General features: G+C 72.1%; 24 protein-coding genes. 13 read left to right on the top strand and 11 right to left on the bottom strand.

Annotation, left to right across the window (positions count from 1 at the left end):
* The first annotated feature begins 13 nt into the window (after positions 1–13).
* Entirely contained in the window at positions 14–703 is a 690-nt protein-coding gene (locus ACIRNI_RS01350; RefSeq protein WP_403547269.1) for a response regulator transcription factor, read from the top strand.
* A complete protein-coding gene (locus ACIRNI_RS01345; protein WP_403547267.1) occupies positions 700–2082 on the top strand; it encodes a sensor histidine kinase in 1383 nt (460 codons plus the stop codon). The genes ACIRNI_RS01350 and ACIRNI_RS01345 overlap by 4 nt, the downstream gene beginning before the upstream one ends.
* Positions 2083–2301: 219 nt before the next feature.
* Here ACIRNI_RS01345 and ACIRNI_RS01340 read toward each other — a convergent pair whose 3' ends face one another.
* The 6 genes from ACIRNI_RS01340 to ACIRNI_RS01315 form a co-directional block, all read right to left on the bottom strand.
* Entirely contained in the window at positions 2302–2793 is a 492-nt protein-coding gene (locus tag ACIRNI_RS01340) for a GNAT family N-acetyltransferase (protein WP_403547770.1), read from the bottom strand.
* Positions 2794–2906: 113 nt separating this feature from the next.
* Entirely contained in the window at positions 2907–4607 is a 1701-nt protein-coding gene (locus tag ACIRNI_RS01335) for a methylmalonyl-CoA mutase (protein ID WP_403547265.1), read from the bottom strand.
* Positions 4608–4682: 75 nt separating this feature from the next.
* Entirely contained in the window at positions 4683–5015 is a 333-nt protein-coding gene (locus ACIRNI_RS01330) for a DUF3817 domain-containing protein (protein WP_403547264.1), read from the bottom strand.
* A gap of 63 nt (positions 5016–5078) precedes the next feature.
* Positions 5079–5588: a MarR family winged helix-turn-helix transcriptional regulator gene (locus ACIRNI_RS01325; protein WP_403547262.1), complete on the bottom strand. Its 510-nt coding sequence runs from the start codon at positions 5586–5588 to the stop codon at positions 5079–5081.
* Positions 5589–5802: 214 nt separating this feature from the next.
* A complete protein-coding gene (locus ACIRNI_RS01320; RefSeq protein WP_190090896.1) occupies positions 5803–6096 on the bottom strand; it encodes an MTH1187 family thiamine-binding protein in 294 nt (97 codons plus the stop codon).
* A complete protein-coding gene (locus tag ACIRNI_RS01315; RefSeq protein ID WP_403547768.1) occupies positions 6093–6440 on the bottom strand; it encodes a DUF3817 domain-containing protein in 348 nt (115 codons plus the stop codon). The genes ACIRNI_RS01320 and ACIRNI_RS01315 overlap by 4 nt, the downstream gene beginning before the upstream one ends.
* 149 nt (positions 6441–6589) lie before the next feature.
* Between ACIRNI_RS01315 and ACIRNI_RS01310 the strand changes: the two genes are divergently transcribed.
* From ACIRNI_RS01310 to ACIRNI_RS01295, 4 genes are all read left to right on the top strand, one after another.
* Positions 6590–7228, top strand: a complete 639-nt coding sequence (locus tag ACIRNI_RS01310) for an AIM24 family protein (protein ID WP_403547260.1) — start codon at positions 6590–6592, stop codon at positions 7226–7228.
* Positions 7228–7878, top strand: coding sequence for an AIM24 family protein (locus ACIRNI_RS01305; protein WP_403547258.1), 651 nt, complete (start codon positions 7228–7230; stop codon positions 7876–7878). Before ACIRNI_RS01310 ends, ACIRNI_RS01305 begins: the two co-directional genes overlap by 1 nt.
* A 14-nt stretch (positions 7879–7892) precedes the next feature.
* Entirely contained in the window at positions 7893–8663 is a 771-nt protein-coding gene (locus ACIRNI_RS01300; protein ID WP_403547766.1) for an AIM24 family protein, read from the top strand.
* A 145-nt stretch (positions 8664–8808) separates the two neighbouring features.
* Positions 8809–9285 carry a MarR family transcriptional regulator gene (locus tag ACIRNI_RS01295; protein WP_355358771.1) on the top strand — a complete coding sequence of 159 codons (477 nt, stop codon included), beginning with the start codon at positions 8809–8811 and terminating at the stop codon, positions 9283–9285.
* Between the two features lie 6 nt (positions 9286–9291).
* Here the strand turns inward: ACIRNI_RS01295 and ACIRNI_RS01290 are convergent, their stop codons facing one another.
* On the bottom strand, positions 9292–10677 hold the full coding sequence (locus tag ACIRNI_RS01290) for a sensor histidine kinase (protein WP_403547764.1): 1386 nt from the start codon (positions 10675–10677) through the stop codon (positions 9292–9294).
* A gap of 23 nt (positions 10678–10700) precedes the next feature.
* Positions 10701–11360, bottom strand: a complete 660-nt coding sequence (locus ACIRNI_RS01285; RefSeq protein ID WP_356649054.1) for a response regulator transcription factor — start codon at positions 11358–11360, stop codon at positions 10701–10703.
* Positions 11361–11482: 122 nt separating this feature from the next.
* On the opposite strand from ACIRNI_RS01285, the gene ACIRNI_RS01280 reads away from it, so the two are divergent.
* Complete coding sequence (locus ACIRNI_RS01280; RefSeq protein WP_403547255.1) at positions 11483–11845, top strand: PepSY domain-containing protein; 363 nt, start codon at positions 11483–11485, stop codon at positions 11843–11845.
* Between the two features lie 42 nt (positions 11846–11887).
* Here ACIRNI_RS01280 and meaB read toward each other — a convergent pair whose 3' ends face one another.
* Positions 11888–12844: a methylmalonyl Co-A mutase-associated GTPase MeaB gene (meaB, locus tag ACIRNI_RS01275; RefSeq protein WP_355358780.1), complete on the bottom strand. Its 957-nt coding sequence runs from the start codon at positions 12842–12844 to the stop codon at positions 11888–11890.
* A 16-nt stretch (positions 12845–12860) separates the two neighbouring features.
* Positions 12861–14069, bottom strand: a complete 1209-nt coding sequence (locus ACIRNI_RS01270; protein WP_355358783.1) for an acetyl-CoA C-acetyltransferase — start codon at positions 14067–14069, stop codon at positions 12861–12863.
* A 147-nt stretch (positions 14070–14216) separates the two neighbouring features.
* Here ACIRNI_RS01270 and mce point away from each other — a divergent pair, with 147 nt between their 5' ends.
* From mce to ACIRNI_RS01245, 5 genes are all read left to right on the top strand, one after another.
* Positions 14217–14657, top strand: coding sequence for a methylmalonyl-CoA epimerase (gene mce, locus ACIRNI_RS01265; protein WP_355358786.1), 441 nt, complete (start codon positions 14217–14219; stop codon positions 14655–14657).
* Positions 14658–14822: 165 nt separating this feature from the next.
* A complete protein-coding gene (gene scy / locus ACIRNI_RS01260) occupies positions 14823–18941 on the top strand; it encodes a polarized growth protein Scy (RefSeq protein WP_403547252.1) in 4119 nt (1372 codons plus the stop codon).
* 115 nt (positions 18942–19056) lie between these two features.
* Positions 19057–19995, top strand: coding sequence for a cellulose-binding protein (locus ACIRNI_RS01255; RefSeq protein ID WP_403547250.1), 939 nt, complete (start codon positions 19057–19059; stop codon positions 19993–19995).
* An 86-nt stretch (positions 19996–20081) separates the two neighbouring features.
* The gene (locus ACIRNI_RS01250) at positions 20082–21020 is read left to right on the top strand and encodes an ABC transporter ATP-binding protein (RefSeq protein ID WP_403547248.1); all 939 of its coding nucleotides are present in this window, start codon (positions 20082–20084) and stop codon (positions 21018–21020) included.
* Between the two features lie 4 nt (positions 21021–21024).
* Positions 21025–21804 (top strand): ABC transporter permease subunit, encoded by a 780-nt coding sequence (locus tag ACIRNI_RS01245; RefSeq protein WP_403547246.1) that lies wholly within the window; start codon positions 21025–21027, stop codon positions 21802–21804.
* A 49-nt stretch (positions 21805–21853) separates the two neighbouring features.
* Here ACIRNI_RS01245 and ACIRNI_RS01240 read toward each other — a convergent pair whose 3' ends face one another.
* Positions 21854–22426 carry a hypothetical protein gene (locus tag ACIRNI_RS01240; protein WP_403547244.1) on the bottom strand — a complete coding sequence of 191 codons (573 nt, stop codon included), beginning with the start codon at positions 22424–22426 and terminating at the stop codon, positions 21854–21856.
* A 252-nt stretch (positions 22427–22678) separates the two neighbouring features.
* Between ACIRNI_RS01240 and ACIRNI_RS01235 the strand changes: the two genes are divergently transcribed.
* Positions 22679–23662 carry a polysaccharide lyase family 1 protein gene (locus tag ACIRNI_RS01235; RefSeq protein WP_403547242.1) on the top strand — a complete coding sequence of 328 codons (984 nt, stop codon included), beginning with the start codon at positions 22679–22681 and terminating at the stop codon, positions 23660–23662.
* Positions 23663–23671 lie beyond the last annotated feature (9 nt).

Genomic DNA, 23671 nt, shown 5'->3' with positions numbered 1-23671 from the left:
CAGGCTGTTCCCCATGAGCGCAGCAAGGGTCCTGGTCGTGGACGACGATCCGGAGGTACGGGCGGCCGTCGAGGACGGCCTGGCGGTGGAGGGGTACGAGGTGCGCGGCGCCGCCGACGGGCTGGCGGCGCTGTCGGCGGTGGCCGCGTGGCGGCCGGACGCGATCGTGCTCGACGTGCTGATGCCGGTGCTGGACGGCCTCGCGGTGTGCCGGCGGCTGCGCGCGCTGGACGACCGTACGCCGGTGATCGTGCTCACGGCGCTGGACTCGGTGAGCGAGCGGGTCGACGGCCTGGACGCGGGCGCGGACGACTACCTGGTGAAGCCCTTCGCGCTGGACGAGCTCGCCGCCCGGGTACGGGCGCTGCTGCGCCGCGCCGCGCCGGAGGCCCCGGAGCCGGGCACGCTGGCGTTCGCGGACCTGGTGGTCGACCCGGCGACCCGCACCGGCAGCCGCGCCGGGCGCCCGCTGGAGTTCACCCGCACCGAGTGCGCCCTGCTGGAGCTGCTGCTGCGCCATCCGCACCAGGTGCTGCCGCGGGAGCTGATCCTGGAGCGGGTGTGGGGCCAGGACTTCGGCCCGGACTCCAACTCCCTCGCCGTGTACGTCGGTTACCTGCGCCGCAAGCTGGAGGCGGCCGACGAACCGCGCCTCGTCCACACCGTGCACGGCGTCGGCTACCGCCTGGCCGAGCCCTCGTGAGCGCCCGGCGGCGGCTCGGCGCGCGGTGGCGGAGGCGGCGGCCGCTGCGTACGCGGCTGGCGGTGGCCGCGTCGGCGGCGGTGGCGCTGGTCGCGGTGGGCGTGTGCGCGGCGGCGTTCTTCGTCATCCGGTACGCGATGTACCAGCAGCTGGACCTGAACCTCACCCAGTCGGCGACCCTCACCACCCAGCAGAACAGGGGCGAGCCACCCGGTGTCCTCGCGGGCGAGTGCCGTTTCCTGTCGGCGCCCGCGTGCGCCCAGATCGTCCCGGCGGACCGGACGGCCGACCCGTCGCGGCCGTATCCGCTGCCGGTCACCGCACCGGTGCGGGAGGTCGCGGCCGGGCACCGCGCCGCCTACTACAGCAACATCACGCTGGACGACGGGCATCCGGCGCGGATGCTGACCACGCCCTTCGGCCGGGGCAAGGCGCTCCAGGTGGCGCTGCGCGCGGACACCGTGGAGAAGGGCGTGCGGCAGGCGGCCGGGCTGCTCGTGGCGGTGGGCGGCGCCGGAGTGCTGCTGGCGGCGGGCCTCGGGTACGGCGTGTCCCGTACCGGGCTGGCTCCGGTCGCCCGGCTCACCGCGACGGCCGAGCGGATCGCGGCGACCCGCGACCCCCGGCACCGCATCGAACTGCCGGAGGGCCCGCCGGGGCGGGAGGACGAGGTGACGCGGCTGGCGGCCACGTTCAACACCATGCTGGGCGAGCTGGAGCAGTCGGTGACCGCCCAGCGCCGCCTGGTCGCGGACGCCTCGCACGAGCTGCGCACCCCGCTCACCGCCCTGCGCACCAACGCCGAACTGCTGGCCCGCGCCGACCGGCTCAGCCCGGCGCAGCGGGAGCGGGCGTCGGCGGCGCTGGGCCGCCAGCTGCGCGAGGTCACCGGCCTGGTGGGCGACCTGATCGAGCTGGCCCGGGACGAGGAGCCGCGGCCGCTGGTCGAGGAGGTGCGCCCGGCCGCGCTGCTGGAACACGCGGTGGCCACCGCCCGTACGCACTGGCCCAGGGTGACTTTCACGCTCCGGATCGACGAGGCCGGGGCCGCCGTGTCCCTGCCGGGCGTGCCCGCCCGGTTGTCCCGGCTGCTCACCAACCTCCTCGACAACGCCGCCAAGTTCAGCCCGCCCGGCGGGCCGCCCGTCGAAGTGGGGTTCACCGGGCGCGAGGTGACCGTCCGGGACCACGGCCCGGGCATCGCGCCCGAGGACCTGCCGTACGTCTTCGACCGCTTCTACCGCGCCGAATCGGCCCGCGCCCTGCCCGGTTCGGGCCTCGGCCTGGCGATGGCGCGCCAGATCGCCCGCGCCCACGGCGCCGAGCTCACCGCCGAGAACGCCCCCGGCGGCGGCGCGCTGTTCCGCCTGGTCTTCTAGGGGGTGTCTTGTCGATCAGGCCGGATCAGGGAGCGGCGTCTGGTGCGTGCGATCGCAAGGCGGAGGAGGGAGCCACTGCGGTGGGGGCACCTCCCGTGCCCGAAGGGCTACGGGGGCCATTGGCGACCGACGACAACGCGGCTGGGGGCACCCCCAGGCGAAGCTCTGGGGGAGCGCGTGCCAGGCGTCGCGAGCCCGGCAAGATCGGCAAGACACCCCCTAGAGCGGACGGTGCATGACGTGCAGCCCCACGTACCCCTTCTCCGGGTGGTGGAAGGCCTCCGGCACCGTGCCGACGACGCTGAAGCCGAGCCGCTCGTACAGCCGCACCGCGTGGACGTTCGTCTCCACGACGGCGTTGAACTGCATGCCCCGGAAACCCGCCTGCCGCGCCCACTCCAACGAGTACTCGACCAGCGCCCGCCCCACGCCCCGCCCGCCGTACGCGGGGTCGGTCATGTAGCTGGCGCTCGCCATGTGCGCGCCGTTGCCCGCCTGGTTGCGGTTCATCTTGGCGGTGCCGACCACCGCGCCGGTCTCGCCGTCGACGGCGACGACCGTACGGTTCGGGGCGGCGAGCAGCCACCAGTCGCGGCCCTCCTCCCGCCCCAGGTCGACGGGGTAGGTGAAGGTGTCGCCCGCGGCGACGATGGCGTGGAAGAACGGCCAGATGGCGGGCCAGTCGTCCGCGGTGGCTTCCCTGATGCTGATCCTCATCGGGTCAGCATGCCCCGCCCTCGCTCGGCACGAGCCGCCGGGGCCCGTACCGGTACCGGACGACCACGCCCGGGACCGGTACGGGGAGGGCTGCCTTGCGGCCCGGACTAGAAGCCCGGCGGCTCGGTGTACGTGCCCCACTCGTCGCGCAGGGCGTCGCAGATCTCGCCGAGCGTGGCCTCCGCCCGTACGGCTTCCAGCATGGGCTCGATCATGTTGGCGCCGCCCCGCGCCGCGTCGAGCATCGCGTCCAGCGAGGCCCGTACGCGCGCGTCGTCGCGGCGCGCCTTGCGGTCGGCGAGGACCCGGACCTGCTCGCGCTCCACCTCGTGACTGACCCGCAGGATCTCCAGGTCGCCGGTGACCGAGCCGGTGTGGACGTTGACGCCCACGACCCTCTTGTCGCCCTTCTCCAGGGCCTGCTGGTAACGGAAGGCGGACTCCGCGATCTCGCCGGTGAACCAGCCGTCCTCGATGCCGCGCAGGATGCCCGAGGTGATGGGGCCGATGGGGTGCTGCCCGTCGGGGTGGGCGCGCAGGCCGCGCTCCTTTATCCGGTCGAAGATCTTCTCGGCGTCGGCCTCGATGCGGTCGGTGAGCTGCTCGACGTACCAGGAGCCGCCGAGCGGGTCGGCGACGTTGGCGACGCCGGTCTCCTCCATCAGCACCTGCTGGGTGCGCAGGGCGATCTCGGCGGCCTGCTCGGACGGCAGGGCGAGGGTCTCGTCGAGGGCGTTGGTGTGCAGCGAGTTCGTCCCGCCCAGCACCGCCGCGAGGGCCTCCACGGCCGTGCGCACCACGTTGTTGTACGGCTGCTGCGCGGTGAGCGAGACGCCGGCGGTCTGGGTGTGGAACCGCAGCCACTGCGCCTTGTCGGTCTTCGCGCCGTAGACCTCCTTCATCCAGCGGGCCCAGATGCGGCGGGCGGCGCGGAACTTGGCGATCTCCTCGAAGAAGTCGACGTGCGCGTCGAAGAAGAAGGACAGGCCGGGCGCGAAGACGTCCACGTCCAGGCCCCGGGACAGCCCGAGCTCGACGTATCCGAAGCCGTCGGCGAGCGTGTACGCCAGCTCCTGCGCGGCCGTCGCGCCGGCCTCGCGGATGTGGTAGCCGGAGACGGACAGCGGCTTGTACGCGGGGATGCGGGCGGCGCAGTGCTCCATCAGGTCGCCGATGAGGCGCAGGTGGGGCTCGGGCTGGAAGAGCCACTCCTTCTGCGCGATGTACTCCTTGAAGATGTCCGTCTGGAGGGTGCCGTTGAGGACGGACGGGTCGACGCCCTGCCGCTCGGCGGCGACCAGGTACATGCAGAAGACGGGCACGGCCGGACCGGAGATGGTCATCGACGTGGTGACGTCGCCGAGCGGGATGTCCTTGAAGAGGACCTCCATGTCGGCGGCGGAGTCGATGGCCACGCCGCAGTGGCCGACCTCGCCCAGCGAGCGCGGGTCGTCGGAGTCGCGGCCCATGAGGGTTGGCATGTCGAAGGCGACGGACAGGCCACCGCCGCCGTTGCCGAGGATCATCTTGTAGCGCTCGTTCGTCTGCTCGGCGTTCCCGAACCCGGCGAACTGGCGGATGGTCCAGGTGCGGCCCCGGTAGCCCGTCGGGTACAGGCCGCGGGTGAAGGGGTACTCACCCGGCCAGCCGATCCGCTCGAAGCCCTCGTAGGTGTCACCGGGCCGGGGCCCGTAGACCGGCTCAACGGGGTCCCCGGAGAGCGTGGTGAAGTCGGCGTCGCGCTTGTGGGCGGCGTCGTAGCGGGCCTGCCAGCGTCGGCGGCCTTCCTCGATGGCGTCAGCGTCCATACCTTCGAATTTACTAGGACGTCCTAGTAAATGTCGATGGCCGACGGCCGTACGCGTGGCGTACGGCCGGTGGCGTCAGACCTTGGCGACCGCGGGAGACGCGTCGGCGAGCAGCGGCTCGACGTCGCGGACGACCTTGCGCTCGACGAAGAAGGCGGCGAAGGGAATCGTGCCGCTGAGCAGGATCCAGAGGAGCTTGCCGAACTTCCACCGGGCCTTGGAGCCCAGATCGAAGGCGAAGATCAGGTAGATGATGTAGAGGATGCCGTGGGCCTGGGAGACCATGAAGGTCACGTCCTCGCCCGTGTCGAACCCGTACTTGAAAACCATGCACGTGCAGAGCACGAGCAGCATGACCGCGGTCACATAGGCCATGACCCGGTAGCGGGTCAGCACGATCCTCTTCATGGCGTCGAGCGTAACGTGACGTTCCGGGCGATCTTCGCCCGGGTCACGCCATCGCGAGACGGGTCACTTCTCCTCGAAGTCCTGCGCCGCGATCCGCAGCGGCCGCAGCATCGCGAAGATCTCCGCGCACTCCTCGGCGTCGTACACGCCCAGCCCGAAGTCCATCGCCATCAGGTCGCGCGTGGCCGCCTCCACCACCTCGCGGCCCTTGTCGGTGATGGAGGCGAGGGTGCCGCGGCCGTCGTTGGGGTTGGGGCGCTTGGCGACCAGGCCGGAGCGGACCAGGCGGTCCACGGTGTTCGTCACGGAGGTCGGGTGGACCATCAGCCGCTCGCCGATCTTGGACATCGGCAGCTCGCCGGCCTTCGAGAAGGTCAGCAGCACCAGCGCCTCGTACCGCGCGAAGGTCAGTTCGTACGGCTTGACGACCGCGTCCACCTCGGCGAGCAGGATCTGGTGCGCGCGCATGATCGAGGTGATCGCGGCCATCGGAGGCACGGGGCCCCAGCGCTGCTGCCAGAGCTCGTCGGCGCGGGCGATGGGGTCGAACGGGAGGCTGAGCGGCTTGGGCACGGACCGACCTTACCCAGTGGTCACATGCTGGTCAGCCCTGTCTCGCTTTTCGGTCCGCCCCTTCGGGCTCACGTCATCGCGCGGTACGGCGCAGCCGGTGCCGCACCGCGCGCTGGGCGAGCGGGCCCAGCTCCTCCAGGGCTGCGGCCGGCGCGGCGAGCTGCTCCAGTGAAAAACCCCGGCCCGCGCGGGCCGGGGTGGGAGTCGAGCGGCGCTAGGCGGACAGGTGCCGCTCCACCGTCTCGACCTTCGAGGTGAGGCCGTCCGTCACGCCCGGGCGGACGTCGGCCTTCAGGACGAGTGAGACGCGCGGCGCCCGCGCCTCGACCGCGGCGACGGCGCGCTTGACGACGTCCATGACCTCGTCCCACTCGCCCTCGATGGACGTGAACATCGCGTCCGTACGGTTGGGCAGGCCGGACTCGCGGACGACGCGCACGGCGTCGGCGACGTACTCGCCGACGTCCTCGCCGACGCCGAGCGGGGTGACGGAGAAGGCGACGATCACGCGGTGTTCACCTTGCCCTCGCGGCGGGCGCGGGAGGCGATCAGCGCGTCGTCGGCGGCGCGCTTGAGCTTGCGGTCGGCGAAGAAGCCGCCGAAGGGCAGCACCGACAGGACGAAGAAGACGACGGCGGTCTTCAGGTCCCACTTGGTGCGGTTCCAGGCGTCGAGCCAGAAGAGCACGTACAGGATGAAGAGCACGCCGTGGATCGCACCCATGACCGGCACCGCGTTGAACTCCGTCGTGCGCTTGAGCACGGAGCACACGAGCAGCAGGAGGAACGAGACGGCCTCCGGACCGGAGACCAGTCGGAGGCGGTGGAGGGAGGAGGCGGTCTTGATGTCCACGGGCGGCACCTTCGTCGTCATCGATCTTGTGAATCGACTCACAAGCGGGTTCGGTTCATTGTGCCAGGCGACTTTGCCCGCCCTTTATCAGGGTCGGGATCCTCCCCAGGTCCCTGTCCGCCCCCCGGACCACCGGTTACCGTCGTGGCGTGGCAACGTTCCGACTCCAAGGCAGCAAAGTGCTCGCCGTCGACCTCACCGGCGACGCCGTCAAAGCGAAGAACGGCTCGATGGTCGCGTACGACGGCCAGATGGCCTTCAAGAAGATGTCCGGCGGCGGTGAGGGCCTGCGGGGCATGGTCACCCGTCGGCTCACCGGCGAACAGATGGAGATGATGGAGGTCAAGGGGCAGGGCACCTGCTTCTTCGCCGACCGCGCCTCCGAGATCAACCTCGTCCAGCTCCACGGCGACAAGCTCTTCGTCGAGTCCAGCAACCTGCTGTGCGCGGACGGCGGGCTGCGCACCGGCACCAGCTTCACCGGGCTGCGGGGCGGGGCCACCGGTACGGGGCTGTTCACGACGACCGTCGAGGGCACGGGGCAGGCGGCGATCATGTCGGACGGCCCGGCGGTCGTGCTCCGCGTGACGCCGCAGTACCCGCTGTCCGTGGACCCCGGCGCGTACATCGCGCACCAGGGCAACGTGCAGCAGAGTTTCCAGTCCGGTGTGACGTTCCGCACGTTCCTGGGCGAGGGGGGCGGCGAAGCGTTCCAGATCCGCTTCGAGGGCGACGGGCTGGTCTACGTGCAGCCGAGCGAGCGCAACACCGTCGGGGGCGAGATCTGATGCCGTTCCGCGAGATCAACGCGAAGATGGTCGAGGCGACGATCGCGCCCGGCCAGAAGATGTTCAGCCAGCGCGGCGCGATGCTCGCGTACCGCGGCGACGTCACTTTCACGCCGAACACGGCCGGCGGCCAGGGCGGCCTGATGTCGATGATCGGGCGCCGCGTGGCCGGTGAGGCCACCCCCCTCATGACGGTGGAGGGCAGCGGCACCGTCATGTTCGGGCACGGCGGCCACCACATCCAGGTGATCCAGCTGTCCGGCGACACGCTGTACGTGGAGGCGGACCGGCTCCTCGCCTTCGACGGGACCCTGGAGCAGGGCACGATGTTCATGGGCGCGCAGGGCGGCGTCATGGGCATGGTGCGCGGCCAGGTGACCGGGCAGGGCCTGTTCACCACCACCCTCAAGGGCTACGGCGCGGTCGCCGTGATGGCCCACGGCGGGGTCGTCGAACTGCCGGTCACCCCGGCGCGCCCGGTGCACGTCGACCCGCAGGCGTACGTGGCGCACCACGGCGACGTACGCAACAAGCTCTCCACCGCGCTCGGCTGGCGCGACATGGTGGGGCGCGGCTCGGGCGAGGCGTTCCAGCTGGAGCTGAGCGGCAACGGAGTGGTGTACGTCCAGGCGTCGGAGGAGAAGCTGTGAGCAGCGGACTTGTCATGCACGATCCGTCGACCCTGCCGAGCGACGACAACGTCAATCCGTACACCTTCTGTGTGGAGCTGAAGGGCTCCCAGTGGTTCCTGCAGAAGGGCAAGATGATCGCCTACTACGGGCGGATCGAGTTCAACGGCATCGGTCACGGCCGTCTCGACCGGCTCGTGCGCACCTCCTTCCACTCGCCGCTCCACGCGAGCGACTGGGTGGTGGCCGAGGGCAGCGGCAAGATGCTGCTGGCGGACCGGGCCTTCGACGTGAACTCGTACGACCTGGACGAGGGCAACCTCACCATCCGGGCCGGCAACCTTCTGGCCTACCAGCCGAGCCTCGCCCTGAAGCAGTCGATCGTGCCGGGCTTCCTCACCCTCATCGGGACGGGGAAGTTCGTGGCCGCGTCCAACGGGCCGGTGGTCTTCATGGAGCCGCCGCTGCGCGTGGACCCGCAGGCGCTGGTCGGCTGGGCGGACTGCCCGTCGCCGTGCCACCACTACGACCACGGCTACATGAGCGGGGTCATGGGCGGGCTGCGGCAGCTGACGGGGATCGGCGGCGCGTCGGGCGAGGAGCACCAGTTCGAGTTCGTGGGGGCCGGCACGGTGCTGCTGCAGTCCTCGGAAGCACTGATGGCGGAGCCGGCGACGGGGGCGGTGCCCCACGCGCCGGGGGTTCCGGGCGGCGGCGCAGCGCATGGATCCGGCCACGGTCAGCAGGGGTCCGTACCGCGCCTTCCCGGTCAGCTGGGGGACCTCCAGCGTCGCTTCGGGCTGTGAGCGGTAGTCTGCGGAGTGTGACGTCCTCGAACGTCTGCGCCCCTCTCGTGGGGGTACTCAGTCGTCGGAGACGGGGGGCCGGCGTTGCCCGGCGTCACTGACCCTCATTTCGTCCAGCATTCAACTTCTTAGGTAGAATCCATACATGGAGACCGAGACGGCCATCCCCTGGCTGACCGATGCCGAGCAGCACGCCTGGCGTACGTATCTGGACGTCAACAGGCTGCTGACGTACCAGTTGGAGAAGGACCTCCAGCCGTTCGGCCTGACCATCAACGACTACGAGATCCTGGTGAACCTCTCGGAGTCCCTCGAACGGCGCATGCGGATGAGCGACCTGGCGGCGGCGACGCTCCAGTCCAAGAGCCGCCTCTCCCACCAGATCACCCGGATGGAGAACGCGGGCCTGGTCCGCCGGGAGAACTGCGAGTCCGACCGGCGCGGGCTGTACGCGGTCCTCACCGACCAGGGCATGGAGACCATGCGCAAGGTCGCGCCGCACCACGTCGAGTCGGTGCGCAAGCACTTCATCGACCTGCTCAACCCGGACGCGCTGGAGCAGCTCCACGCCTCCCTGCACCCCATCGCGGAACAGCTGCGCGGTCTGCGCGGCAAGCCCTAGCCGGACCTAGCCGGTCCTCGGCAGCCGCAGCTCGAACAGCGCTCCGCCGGAGGGGGACCGGCGGACCGCGAGGGTGCCGCCGTGCCCGGTGGCGACGTCCCGGGCGATGGCGAGACCGAGCCCCGCGCCGCCCTCGTCGCGGCTGCGGGCGTCGTCCAGCCGGACGAACCGCTCGAAGATCCGCTCCCGCTCGGCCTCCGGCACGCCCGGCCCGTCGTCCTCGACGGCCAGGACGGCCTCGCGCCCCTCCCGCCGTACGGTCACGGTCACCCGCGTGGCCGCGTGCCGCTGGGCGTTGTCCAGCAGGTTGCCCAGCACCCGCGCCAGCTGCCCCCGCGACCCGCTGACGTCCACGCCCTCCCCCGCCGCCTCCACCCGCACCGGCACCCGGTCGCCGGCCCGCCGCGCGACCTCCTCCCGTACGAGCTCCGCGAGGTCGAGGCGCGTCCGCCCCGGCCGCTCCCCCGCGTCCAGCCGCGCCAGCAGCAGCAGGTCCGCCGCCAGCTGCTGGAGCCGTACGGTGTCGGCGACGGCCCCCGGAACGTCCAGCAGCCCGGGGTGGGCCGCGCCCACCTCCAGCTGGGTGCGCAGGCTGGCGATGGGGCTGCGCAGCTCGTGCGAGGCGTCCGCGACGAACCGCCGCTGCCGCTCCACGCTCGCCTCCAGCGCGGCCAACGTCTCGTTCGTCGTCCGGGCCAGCCGGTCGACCTCGTCGTGCGTGCCCGGCTCGGGCACCCGGCGCGACAGGTCCTCGGAGGCCGTGATCGCCGCCATCTCGCGGCGGATGCCCTCCACCGGCCGCAGCGCCCGCCGCGTGACCAGCCACGTCACGCCCCCGACGACGACCAGCAGGCCCGGGAGCGCGGCGAGCATCGCGCCGCGGACGCCCGAGACCGCCGCCGACGCGGTGACCAGCGGGGCGCCCGCGTACACGGTGGCCTCGCCCTGCGGGCCGGACGCCTTCACGGCCGCGAAGCGGTAGGTGGCGGTGTCGCCGTCCACGGTGACGTCGCCGGTGGAGTACGCGGCCTCGTCGGAGACCTCGCCGGTCTCCGTCTCGCCGTCCTGGGCGGCCGGGGGGACGGCCCGGGTCGCCGGGCTCGCCGTCCCGCCGATCGCCTCGATGTCCTCGCCGATGGCGACGACGCGGCCGTCCTCGTCCACGACCTGCACCGGGTGCTCCTCGGTGTCGTCGGGCAGGTCCAGCCGGCCGAAGGGCGTGCCGCCGGCGATCTGGGCGGCGACCGAGCGCGCGGAGACCTCCGCCTGGAGCCCGGCCTGGTCGACGAGGTGGGAGCGCAGCACGGCCAGCAGCGCCACCCCGGCGACGGCGAGCGCGACCGCGACGACGAGGGTGGCGCCCAGGGCCGTACGGGCGCGTACGGAGCGCAAGGGGTGCCTCAGCCGGGAGCGCCTCACCGGTCCTCCAGGCGGTAGCCCGCGCCGCGCACGGTCGTGATGAGCTCCTGGCCCAGCTTGCGGCGCAGGGCGCTGACGTACACCTCGACGATGTTCGGATCGCCCTCGTACGCGAAGTCCCACACGTGCTCCAGGATCTCCGCCTTCGACACCACCTCGCCCGGCCGGGTCGCGAGCTGCTCCAGCACCGCGAACTCCTTCGCCGTCAGGCTCACCTCGGTGCCGTCCAGCCGTACGCGGCGGCTCGCGGTGTCCACGGTGAGCGGGCCGGCCCGCAGCACGGGCGACGCGGTGCGGCCGCGCCGCCGGAGCAGGGCCTTCACGCGGGCCACGAGCACGACGTACGAGAACGGCTTGGTCAGGTAGTCGTCGGCGCCGGTGTCCAGCCCCTCGGCCTCGTCGTACTCGCCGTCCTTGGCGGTCAGCATCAGGATCGGCACGTCGTGCCCGGCGGCGCGCAGGGCCGCGCAGACGCGGTAGCCGTTCATGCCCGGGAGCATAATGTCGAGGACGACGAGGTCGTACGAACCGGTGCCGGCGCGGTGCAGCCCTTCGAGTCCGTCGTGCACGACGTCGACGGCGAACCCTTCGGCGCGGAGCCCGGCGGCGAGGGACAGGGCGAGCCGCTTCTCGTCCTCCACGATCAACAGGCGCATGGGTTCAGGGTCGCAAACGGAAGCTGAAGAGACCTTCAGGCACCTTCAGGCTGCGTTCAGCCGCCGGGGCGCAGGGTGTTTTCCGTACCGCAGGAACCAACCCACCAACGGGAGGCCACTCCATGAAGCGCAACCTGATCGTCGCGACCGTCACCGCGGCGGCCCTGCTGACGGGCGGCACGGCGGCGGCGTTCGCCGCGGCGGCGGACGAGGAGGCCCCGGCGCAGACGCGGCACAGCGCGCCGAAGGTCACCGCCGAGCAGGCCCTGAAGTCGGTCGCGGGCCACGGGACGGTGGTCTCGCTGGACCTCGACGACGACGGCGCCACGACGTGGGACGTCGAGGTGCTGACGAAGGACGGCAAGGTCCAGGAGTGGACGGTCGACGCGACGACGGCGAAGGCCACCCAGGACCAGGACCAGGACGACGACCAGGGCCAGGACGACGACCAGAACGAGGGCCAGGGCCAGGACCAGGACGACTGACGGAGCCCTTGGCCGGGGCTCCGTCACGCCGCGAGCCCCGGCCTACTGGCCCGTCAGGCCCGCCACCAGCTCGTCGGCCGCCGCGTACGGGTCGAGGTCGCCCGTCACGATGCGCTCCGCGAGAGCGGAGAGGCGGCGGTCGCCATGGAGGTCGCCGATGCGTTCGCGCAGGGCCGTGACGGCGATGGTCTCGACCTCGTGCGCCGCCCGTGCCCGGCGGCGCTCGGCGAGGACGCCCCGCTCCTCCATCCAGGCGCGGTGCTTCTCCAGCGCCTCGACGACCTCGTCGACGCCCTCACCCCGGGCCGCCACCGTCTTGACGATCGGCGGGCGCCAGTCGCCGGGCCCGCGGGACTCGCCGAGCCCCAGCATGTGGTTCAGCTCACGGGCCGTGGCGTCGGCGCCGTCGCGGTCGGCCTTGTTGACGACGTACACGTCACCGATCTCCAGGATCCCGGCCTTCGCCGCCTGGATCCCGTCGCCCATCCCGGGGGCGAGCAGCACGACCGAGGTGTCCGCCTGGGAGGCGATCTCGACCTCCGACTGGCCCACGCCCACGGTCTCCACCAGCACGACGTCGCACCCGGCCGCGTCCAGGACGCGGATCGCCTGCGGCGCGGCCCACGCGAGCCCGCCGAGGTGCCCGCGGGTGGCCATGGAGCGGATGTAGACGCCCGGGTCCGACGCGTGCTCGGACATCCGCACCCGGTCACCGAGGAGCGCGCCGCCGCTGAAGGGCGAGGACGGGTCGACGGCGAGGACGCCGACCCGCTTCCCGGCCCGCCGGTACGCGCTGACCAGCGCCGACGTCGAGGTCGACTTGCCGACGCCGGGCGAGCCGGTCAGGCCGACGACGTACGCCCGGCCCGTCAGCGGGGCCAGTGCCGCCATCACCTCACGGAGCTGCGGGGACGCCCCCTCCACGAGCGAGATCAGCCGGGCCACGGCACGCGGCCGGCCCTCCCGTGCCTGGGCGACCAGTGCGGGGACGTCCACCATCACTTACACAACTCCCTTACTTGCCGTTGCCGGGGACGCGCAGGATCAGCGCGTCGCCCTGACCGCCGCCACCGCACAGCGCCGCCGCGCCGATCCCGCCGCCGCGGCGCTTGAGCTCCAGCGCCAGGTGGAGGGCGAGGCGGGCACCGGACATGCCGATGGGGTGCCCGAGGGCGATCGCGCCGCCGTTGACGTTCACCTTTTCGGGCGTAACGCCGAGGTCCTTCATTGACTGGACGGCGACCGCCGCGAACGCCTCGTTGATCTCGATCAGGTCCAGGTCGGAGACCTCCAGGCCCTCCTTCTTCAGGGCGTGGGCGATGGCGTTGGACGGCTGGGACTGGAGCGAATTGTCCGGTCCGGCCACATTGCCGTGGGCGCCGATCTCGGCGATCCACTCGAGGCCCAGCTCCTCGGCCTTGGCCTTGCTCATCACGACGACGGCGGCGGCGCCGTCGGAGATCTGCGAGGAGGAGCCGGCCGTGATGGTGCCGTCCTTGGCGAAGGCGGGGCGCAGCTTGCCGAGCGACTCGACCGTGGTCTCGGCGCGGATGCCCTCGTCCTTGGAGAAGATCACCGGGTCGCCCTTGCGCTGCGGGATCTCGACGGGGGTGATCTCGGCCTCGAAGACGCCGTTCTTCTGCGCGGCCGCGGCGCGCTGGTGGGAGAGGGCGGCGATCTCATCCTGGGCCTCGCGGGCGATGCCGAGCCGCGCGTTGTGCTTCTCGGTGGACTCGCCCATGGCGATGCCCTCGAAGGAGTCGGTGAGGCCGTCGTACGCCATGGCGTCGAGCATCTCGATCGCGCCGTACTTGAAGCCCTCGCGGGACTTGGGCAGCAGGTGCGGCGCGTTGGTCATGGACTCCTGGCCGCCGGCGACGATCACGTCGAACTCGCCGGCGCGGATCAGCTGGTCGGCGAGCGCGATGGCGTCGAGCCCGGAGAGGCACACCTTGTTGATGGTGAGCGCCGGGACGTTCATCGGGATGCCGGCCTTGACGGCGGCCTGCCGGGCGGGGATCTGGCCGGCGCCGGCCTGGAGCACCTGCCCCATGATCACGTACTGCACCTGGTCGCCGCCGATGCCGGCACGGTCCAGCGCGGCCTTGATGGCGAAGCCGCCGAGGTCCGCGCCCGAGAAGGACTTCAGGGAGCCGAGCAGGCGGCCCATGGGCGTGCGTGCGCCCGCGACGATGACTGAGGTGGTACCGGTCGTTCCAGACATGAGGCACGATCCCCTTCCAGCACGGCGGCTGAGGAGTGAACGAGGGTTTACTGCCAATGTACTGAGCGGTACGGGCCCGGTCATCGGGCAGTCGGTGTGATCGCGCGCACGTTGCGTAACCACCTCCTTCGGCGCTGCACTGGTCCCATGCTGACGCGAATCGACCACATCGGGATCGCCTGTTTCGACCTCGACAAGACCGTCGAGTTCTACCGTGCCACGTACGGGTTCGAGGTCTTCCACACCGAGGTCAACGAAGAGCAGGGCGTACGTGAGGCCATGCTCAAGATCAACGAGACGTCCGACGGCGGCGCCTCCTACCTCCAGCTGCTGGAGCCGACCCGCGAGGACTCGGCCGTGGGCAAGTGGCTGGCCAAGAACGGCGAGGGCGTCCACCACATCGCCTTCGGGACGGCGGACGTGGACGGCGACGCCGCGGCGATCCGGGAGAAGGGGGTGCGGGTGCTGTACGACGAGCCCCGCATCGGCTCCATGGGGTCGCGGATCACGTTCCTGCACCCCAAGGACTGCCACGGGGTCCTGACCGAACTCGTGACGTCCGCTGACCGGTCCTCAACGGAGCACTGACCTCCGGATTCCCGGCCCGGTAGAGTGGGCGGCTCCGGGCCGGGGACGGACCGGGGCCGCGCCGCGTCCCCGACAGTGGTCTGACACCATTCCCCGGGGGGCCGTTCGCCGGCGAACGGTGCTCGTACAAGAGAGTTGCGACCAGGGGACGGATGGGACCGCGCAGTGCGGGGCTACGAACGCCAGGAGAGCCACCGGGCTGACGACCACCTTTCGCGGTTCGAAGCCGAGATGGACCGGCTGAAGACCGAGCGGGAGAAGGCCGTCCAGCACGCCGAGGACCTCGGTTACCAGGTCGAGGTCTTGCGCGCCAAGCTCCACGAGGCGCGCCGCACCATCGCCACCCGGCCCGCCTACGACAGCGCGGACATCGGCTACCAGGCCGAGCAGCTGCTGCGCAACGCCCAGATCCAGGCGGAGCAGTTGCGTTCGGACGCCGAGCGCGAGCTGCGCGAGGCGCGCGCCCAGACCCAGCGGATCCTCCAGGAGCACGCCGAGCACCAGGCCCGGCTCCAGGCGGAGTTGCACGCGGAGGCGGTGCAGCGGCGCCAGCAGCTGGACCAGGAGCTCGCGGAGCGCCGCCAGACCGTCGAGGCGCACGTCAACGAGAACGTGGCGTGGGCCGAGCAGCTGCGCGCCCGCACCGAGGCGCAGGCCCGCCGCCTGCTGGAGGAGTCCCGCGCGGAGGCCGAGCAGTCCCTGGCGGCCGCCCGCGCCGAGGCGACCCGTCTCACGGAGGAGGCCCGGCAGCGGCTCAGCTCCCAGACGGAGACCGCCCGCGCCGAGGCCGAAGCGATCCTGCTGCGCGCCCGCAAGGACGCCGAGCGGCTGCTGAACGCCGCCTCCACGCAGGCCGCGGAGGCCACCAGCCACGCCGAGCAGCTGCGCAGCGCCACGAGCGCCGAGTCGGAGCAGGCCCGCCAGCAGGCGACCGAGCTGAGCCGGGCGGCCGAGCAGCGGCTCCAGGAGGCCGACGAGCGGCTGCGCGAGGCCCGCGCCGAGGCGGACAAGGTCGTCACGGAGGCGCGGGAGGCGGCGGCCAAGCGGCTGTCGACCGCCGAGTCGGAGACCGAGCAGCGGACGCGTACGGCGAAGGCGGAGATCGCCCGGCTGGTCGCGGAGGCGACGAAGGAGTCCGAGGCGCTCAAGGCGGAGGCCGAGCAGGCGCTCGCCGACGCGCGCGCGGCGGCCGAGAAGCTCGTCGCGGAGGCCGCCGAGAAGGCCCGGACGAAGGCGGCGGAGGACTCGGCGGCGCAGCTCGCCAAGGCGGCGCGTACCGCCGAGGAGGTCCTGTCCAAGGCGTCCGAGGACGCGAGCGAGACCACCCGCAAGGCGTCCGAGGAGGCCGAGCGGATCCGCCGCGAGGCCGAGGCCGAGGCGGACCGGCTGCGGGCCCAGGCGCACGACACGGCCGAGCAGCTCAAGGGCGCGGCGAAGGACGACACCGCGGAGTACCGCGCCAAGACGGTCGAGCTCCAGGAGGAGGCGCGCCGGCTGCGCGGCGAGGCCGAGCAGCTGCGGGCCGACGCCATCGCCGAGGGCGAGCGGATCCGGGGCGAGGCGCGGCGCGAGGCCGTCCAGCAGATCGAGGAGGCGGCGAAGACCGCCGAGGAGCTGCTGACCAAGGCGAAGGCGGACGCGGACGAGCTGCGCACGGCGGCGGCCGCCGAGACCGAGCGGCTGCGCGCGGAGGCGACCGAGCGGGCGGCGGCCCTGCGCAAGCAGGCCGAGGAGGCGCTGGAGCGCACCCGCGAGGAGGCCGACCAGCTGCGCGGCGAGGCCGAGGAGCAGGCCGAGTCGGTGCGGACCGCGGCCGATGAGGCCGCCGCCGCGCTGCGCGAGGAGACCGAGCGGGGCATCGCGGCCCGGCAGGCGGAGGCGGCCGAGGAGCTGTCCCAGCTGCACGCGGAGGCGGAGGCGCGCCTCACGGCCGCCGAGCAGGCGCTGACCGACGCGCGGGCGGACGCCGAGCGGCTGCGCCGGGAGGCCGCCGAGGAGGCGGAGCGGCAGCGCGCGGAGGCCGCCGAGCGGATCCGTACGCTCCAGGCGCAGGCCGAGCAGGAGGCCGAGCGGCTGCGTACGGAGGCGGCGTCGGACGCGTCGGCCGCCCGTGCGGAGGCGGAGAACGCCGCGGTGCTGCTGCGTTCCGAGGCCGCCGCGGAGGCGGAGCGGCTCAAGAGCGAGGCGCAGGAGTCGGCGGACCGGGTCCGTGCCGAGGCGCAGGCCGCGGCCGAGCGGGTCACGGCGGAGGCCGCCGAGGAGCTGGCCGCCGCGCAGGAGGAGGCGAACCGGCGCCGCCGCGAGGCGGAGGAGACCCTCGGTTCGGCCCGCGCGGAGGCCGACCAGGAGCGGCAGCGGGCCCGCGAGCAGAGCGAGGAGCTGCTGGCGTCGGCGCGCAAGCGCGTCGAGGAGGCGCAGACCGAGGCGCAGCGGCTGGTGGAGGAGGCGGACCGGCGGGCCACCGAGATGGTCGCCGCCGCCGAGCAGACCGCGCAGCAGGTGCGCGACTCGGTCGCCGGGCTCCAGGAGCAGGCCGAGGAGGAGATCGCCGGGCTGCGGTCGGCCGCCGAGCACGCGGCGGAGCGCACCCGCACCGAGGCGCAGGAGGAGGCGGACCGGGTCCGCGCCGACGCGTACGCGGAGCGGGAGCGGGCCGCCGAGGACGCGGCGCAGCTGCGCGCCCGGACGCAGGAGGAGACGGACGCCGCCAAGGTGCTGGCCGAGCGGACGATGGCGGACGCCATCACCGAGTCGGAGCGGCTGAAGAAGGACACCGCGGAGTACGCCCAGCGGGTGCGGACGGAGGCGTCGGACTCGCTCGCGTCGGCCGAGCAGGACGCGGCGCGGACGCGCGCGCAGGCCCGCGAGGACGCCAACCGCATCCGGTCGGAGGCCGCCACGCAGGCGGACCGGCTGGTGAGCGAGGCGACGGGCGAGGCCGAGCGGATGACGGCGGAGGCGGCCGAGCTGCTGACGACCGCCGAGCAGGACGCGGCGCGGCTGCGCACCGAGGCCGAGCAGGTCAAGGCGGAGGGCGAGGCGCAGGCCGAGGCGCTGCGCGCCGCCGCCCGCGCGGACGGCGAGCAGGTCCTCGACGAGGCCCGCAAGGCCGCCGACAAGCGGCGCGCCGACGCGGCCGCCCAGGCGGACCAGCTCATCGGCGAGGCCACCGCGGAGGCGGAGCGCATCGGCGCGGAGACGGCCGAGCGCGCCGAGCGGCTGGTCGCGGAGGCGACGGCGGAGGCGGAGCGGCTGGTCGCGGAGGCCACGGCGGCGTCCGAGCGGCTGCGTGCCGACGCGGAGCGCGAGGCCGCGCGCGTACGCGACGAGGCGACCGGCGAGGCGGAGCGGCTGCGTGCCGAGGCGGCCGAGACGGTGGGTTCGGCGCAGCAGGCGGCCGAGCGCATGCGGGCGGAGGCCGAGCGGCACCGCGCGGAGTCGGAGGCGGCCGCCGAGCGGATGCGCGCCGAGGCGCGGGCCGAGGCCGACCGGGTGGTCGACGAGGCGCGCGAGGCGGCGGCGAAGCGCCGCGCGGACGCGGCCGAGCAGGCGGACCAGCTCGTCGCGAAGGCCCAGGAGGAGGCGCTGCGCGCCACCGCCGAGGCCGAGGCGCAGGCCGACACGATGGTGGGCGTGGCGCGCAAGGAGGCCGAGCGGATCGTCTCCGCGGCGACCGTCGAGGGCAACACCCTCGTGGAGAAGGCCCGGACGGACGCGGACGAGCTGCTGCGCGAGGCGCGCGGTGACGCCACGGCCATAAGGGAGCGCACGGAGGAGCTGCGCTCCCGGACCGAGTCGGAGATCGAGGAGCTGCACGAACGGGCCCGCCGGGAGGCCGCCGAACAGATGAAGTCGGCGGGCGAACGGGTGGACAAACTGGTCAAGGCGGCCACCGAGCAGCGCGCCGAGGCAGAGGAGAAGGCCAAGCAGCTGCTGTCCGACGCCAATTCGGAGGCCGCGAAGGTCCGTATCTCCGCGGTGAAGAAGGCGGAAGGGCTGCTCAAGGAGGCCGAGCAGAAGAAGGCCGAGCTCACCCGTCAGGCCGAAAAGATCAAGGCGGACGCGGAGCGCGAGGCCGAGAAGATGATCTCGGAAGGGAAGCGGGAACTGGAGGTTCTGGTGCGCAGGCGCGAGGACATTCAGGCGGAGATTTCGCGCGTTCAGGACGTATTGGAGGCACTCGAGTCGTTCGAAGCGCCGTCAGGGGGTACGAAGGACAGCGGAGCCAAGGCGGGTGCGGCGGCCGGGGTTACCCGTTCGAGTAGCAAGTCATCCGACGGTTAAGCCACTCAAAAGGCTGGACATTCTGTAGTTTGAACGGGCATCCGCTCGAAGACACGCCGCATCGGCCCCTAGGATTCCCCCTAACACCTCACCGGTCTCATTCGACAGGAACCCCATGAGCGACACTTCCTCCCCCTTCGGCTTCGAGCTCGTGCGGCGTGGTTACGACCGCGGTCAGGTGGACGACCGCATTACCAAGCTCGTCGCCGACCGAGACAGTGCTCTGGCCCGTATCACCTCTCTGGAAAAGCGCATCGAGGAACTCCACCTCGAGACCCAGAACGCCCAGGCCCAGGTCAGCGACGCCGAGCCGTCGTACGCCGGGCTCGGTGCCCGTGTCGAGAAGATCCTCCGTCTGGCCGAGGAGGAGGCGAAGGACCTGCGTGAGGAGGCCCGTCGCGCCGCCGAGCAGCACCGCGAGCTGGCCGAGGCGGCCGCGCAGCAGGTGCGCAACGACGCCGAGGCGTTCGCCGCCGAGCGCAAGACGAAGGCCGAGGACGAGGGCGTCCGGATCGTCGAGAAGGCCCAGAGCGAGGCGAACACGCTGCGCGCCGAGGCGCAGAAGGACGCGCAGTCCAAGCGCGAGGAGGCGGACGCCCTCTTCGAGGAGACCCGTGCGAAGGCCGCGCAGGCCGCCGCCGACTTCGAGACGAACCTCGCCAAGCGGCGCGAGCAGTCCGAGCGCGACCTGGCCGCCCGTCAGGCCAAGGCGGAGAAGCGCCTCGCCGAGATCGAGCACCGGGCGGAGCAGCTGCGCCTGGAGGCGGAGAAGCTGCGTACGGACGCGGAGCGCCGGGCCCGCCAGACGGTGGAGACCGCGCAGCGCCAGGCCGAGGACATCGTGGCCGACGCGAACGCCAAGGCGGACCGCATCCGCAGCGAATCGGAGCGCGAGCTGGCGGCGCTGACGAACCGTCGCGACTCCATCAACGCCCAGCTGACCAACGTCCGCGAGATGCTGGCCACGCTGACCGGCGCGGCGGTGGCCGCGGCGGGTTCCCCGGTCGACGACGAGCCGGTCTCGCGCGGCGTCCCGGCGCAGCAGGCCCGCTGACCCCTGAGCGCACTGCTCCACTCGGCCCCCCGACTTTCCGGCGCGTACCGGTGGCGGGGGGCTTCGTGCGCTCGTAGCGTGGTCGGATGATCGAGCTCGAGGGGCTGACGAAACGGTTCGGTACGAAGACGGCGGTCGACCATCTCTCCTTCCGGGTGCGCCCCGGCGTGGTGACGGGCTTCCTCGGGCCGAACGGCGCCGGCAAGTCGACCACCATGCGGATGATGCTCGGTCTGGACCATCCGACGAGCGGTACGGTCCGGATCGACGGCAAGCACTACCGGGACCTGGACGAGCCGCTGAAGCACATCGGCGCGCTGCTGGAGTCGAGGGCCATGCACGGCGGGCGCAGCGCGCACAACAACCTCCTGTGCCTGGCCCAGTCCAATCGCATTCCGGAGCGCCGGGTGGGCGAAGTTCTCGATCTTGTGGGACTCACCGCCGTGGCCAAGAAGAAACCGAAAGGTTTCTCGATGGGAATGGGCCAACGGCTGGGAATCGCCGCTGCGCTGCTGGGTGATCCACAAGTTCTCCTCTTCGACGAACCCGTCAATGGTCTGGACCCCGAGGGAATTCACTGGATCCGCAATCTGATGAAGACGCTGGCCGCCGAGGGGCGGACGATCTTCGTCTCCAGCCATCTGATGAGTGAAATGGCGCTGACCGCCGACCACTTGATCGTGATCGGGCAGGGCAAGCTGCTCGCCGACACGTCGATGGCGGATTTCATCCACCAGAACTCCCGGAGTTACGTCCGGGTGCGCTCCCCGCAGCGCGCGGAGCTCCGCGACGCCCTGCTGGGCGCCGGTCTGACGGCGACCGAGACGGCGGGCGGCACGCTGGAGGTCGACGGCACGACGACGGAGGAGATCGGCGAGCTGGCGGCCCGGCACGGGATCACGCTGCACGAGCTGAGCGCGCAGCGGGCCTCGCTCGAAGAGGCGTTCATGCAGATGACGGCGGCGGCGGTGGAGTACCACGCGCACGCCGCGGACGCCCCCCAGTGGGCCCCGAGGGAGGTCTGACGACATGACATCCGTCCCCGCGGTCCTGCGCTCCGAATGGACCAAGATCCGTACGGTCGCGTCGACGGTCTGGACGCTGGCAAGCGCGCTCGTCGTGACGGTCGCGCTGGGCGCGGCGCTCAGCGCGCTGGTGAAGGCCACCTTCGACGACATGCCGCCCATCGAGCAGGCGACGTTCGACCCGACCGTGGTCAGCTTCTCCGGCATGCTGCTGGGCCAGCTGGCGATGGTGGTGTTCGGGGTCCTGGTCGTCGGCACCGAGTACAGCACCGGCATGATCCGCACCTCGCTGGCGGCCGTGCCCCGGCGCGGCACGTTCCTCTTCGGCAAGATCGCGGTGGCGGGCGTGCTCGCGCTGGCCGTCGGCCTGCTGACGAGCTTCCTCTCCTTCTTCCTGGGCCAGGCCCTGCTGGGCGAGCACCGCACGAGCATCGGTGAGGAGAACGTCCTGCGCGCCGTGGTCGGCGGCGGCCTCTACATGGGCCTGATGGCGGTGTTCTCGATGGGCGTGGCGGCGATGCTGCGCTCGACGGTGCTGTCGCTGGGCATCCTGGTGCCGTTCTTCTTCCTCATCTCCCAGATCCTGTCGGCCGTGCCGAAGGCGAAGGAGGTGGCGGAGTACTTCCCCGACCAGGCGGGATCCACGATCATGCAGGTGGTCCCGGGCGCGATGGGCAGCGATCCGGCGCCGTACGGCCCGTGGGGCGGGCTCGGCATCATGCTGCTGTGGGTGGCGGCGGCGCTGGCCGGCGGGTACGCGGTGCTGAAGCGGCGGGACGCGTAGGAGCGTGCGGCGGCGCCGGCCGTGTTGGCGCGCCGCCGCACGAGAAGGATCAGAGCGTGGTGCGGCTGACGCTGACGAGCTCGCACGTGCCGCCGCTGCCGTCGCCGTCCTTGGCCCAGTAGGGGGCGGCGATGTCGGTCTTCTCGAGCTTGCCGGGCTGGACCCACGGGATCATGGAGTCCCGGGTGCCGAGGTCGTTGCGCTCCGGGTCGGTGAAGCGGACCTGGAACTTGTAGGTGTACTGCTCCGAGGTGCTGGTGTTGTGGGCGCTGACCCGCGCCACGATGCCGCGGCTCGGGTCGTAGTAGCACTCGGTGATGGAGACGCCCTTGTCGTCGCCGGCCTTGCCCTTGCTGCCGCCGCCGCTGCTGCCGCTCGTCGAGGTGCCGCCGGTGGTGATGGTGACATCGGTGTCGCCGTTGCTGGAGCCGGACGTCGAGCCCGAGGTGGAGTCGGTGGAACCGTCGTAACCGCCGCTGGTGCTGCTGCCGCCGTCGCTGCTGCTACTACTGCTGCTGCTACTGCTGCCGCCGCAGGAGCCGCCGTGCGAGCCGCGCGCGCCGGTCAGGGTGACGAGGACGATGCCGAAGACGGCGACCGCGCGGACATGACGAAGCTTCACGTTCAACCCCCCGTTGAAAGTGTGAGTGCGGGAAGGGCCCGTTCTTGACGAGCGCACGTCACCCTAACAGGGTTCAGGGAGGGGTCCGCCGCGGTCGAGGAGCGGGCGGCCGCGCGCAATAGTCCACATGGGGCTCCCGATCGTCCACGGCGCCCGCCCTAGCATCGTGACCGAGCCGGCCGCGCGGCCCCGGTACGTACCGCACCCCCCTCACGAGCTCTCGCATCCCCATCCCCCATGGACGGAGTTCCCATGCGCAGGACGAGCGCACGGTACAAGCTGGCCGGCGCGGCCACCGCGGTCGCGGCCGCCGTGGCCCTCACCGGCACCACCGCCTGGAGCAGCGGAGCGGCCGAGCCGGCCGCCGCCGGGCAGGACCCCACCACGGCGGCCGCCGCCGCCCCCATCGGCTTCGGCGCCGGGACGACGGGCGGCGCGGGCGGCGCCACCGTCGAGGTGTCCAACGCCTCCGCCTTCATCGCCGCCGTACAGCGGACGGACCCGGTGACGGTACGGGTCAACGGCACCATCTCGCTGAGCTCCATGACGAAGGTCGCGTCCAACAAGACGGTCGTCGGCGTGGGCACCGCGGGCCGGATCACCGGCAGTGGCCTCAACGTCAGCGGCGTCTCCAACGTCATCATCCGGAACCTGACCTTCACCGGCTCCAACGACGACGCCATCAACGTCCAGGAGTCGACGAAGGTCTGGATCGACCACAACGACGTCTCCGGCGCGTACGACGGCGGCATCGACATCAAGCGCGCCTCCGACTACGTCACCGTGTCGTGGAACCGTACGCACCACCAGAACAAGAACATGCTGCTCGGCCACTCCGACAGCAACGGCAGCCAGGACAGCGGCAAGCTGCGGGTGACGTACGTCCACAACTGGTTCGACGGGACGACGCAGCGCAACCCGCGCGTCCGGTTCGGCAACCCGGTGCACGTGCTGAACAACTACTTCAGCAACATCGGCGACTACGGCGTGGCCTCCACCGAGAACGCGGGCGTGCTCGTCGAGGCCAACTACTTCGAGAACACCGAGGACCCGTTCCACCTCGGTGAGGGCGACTCCGACCCCGGCGCCCTGGCGGCGAAGAACAACCACTTCGTCAACTCGGGCACCGGGCAGACCGGCGGCACCGTGAAGGCGATCCCGTACGGCTACACGGCCGACAGCGCGTCGAGCGTGAAGTCGATCGTCATGGCGGGCGCGGGCGTCGGCAAGATCTGACGCCGCCGC

The sequence above is a fragment of the Streptomyces sp. NPDC093546 genome (genome assembly GCF_044765045.1).
GTDB lineage: Bacteria > Actinomycetota > Actinomycetes > Streptomycetales > Streptomycetaceae > Streptomyces.
The sequence above is the reverse complement of the archived record's forward strand: the minus strand, read 5'-3'. Positions and strand labels throughout refer to the sequence as shown.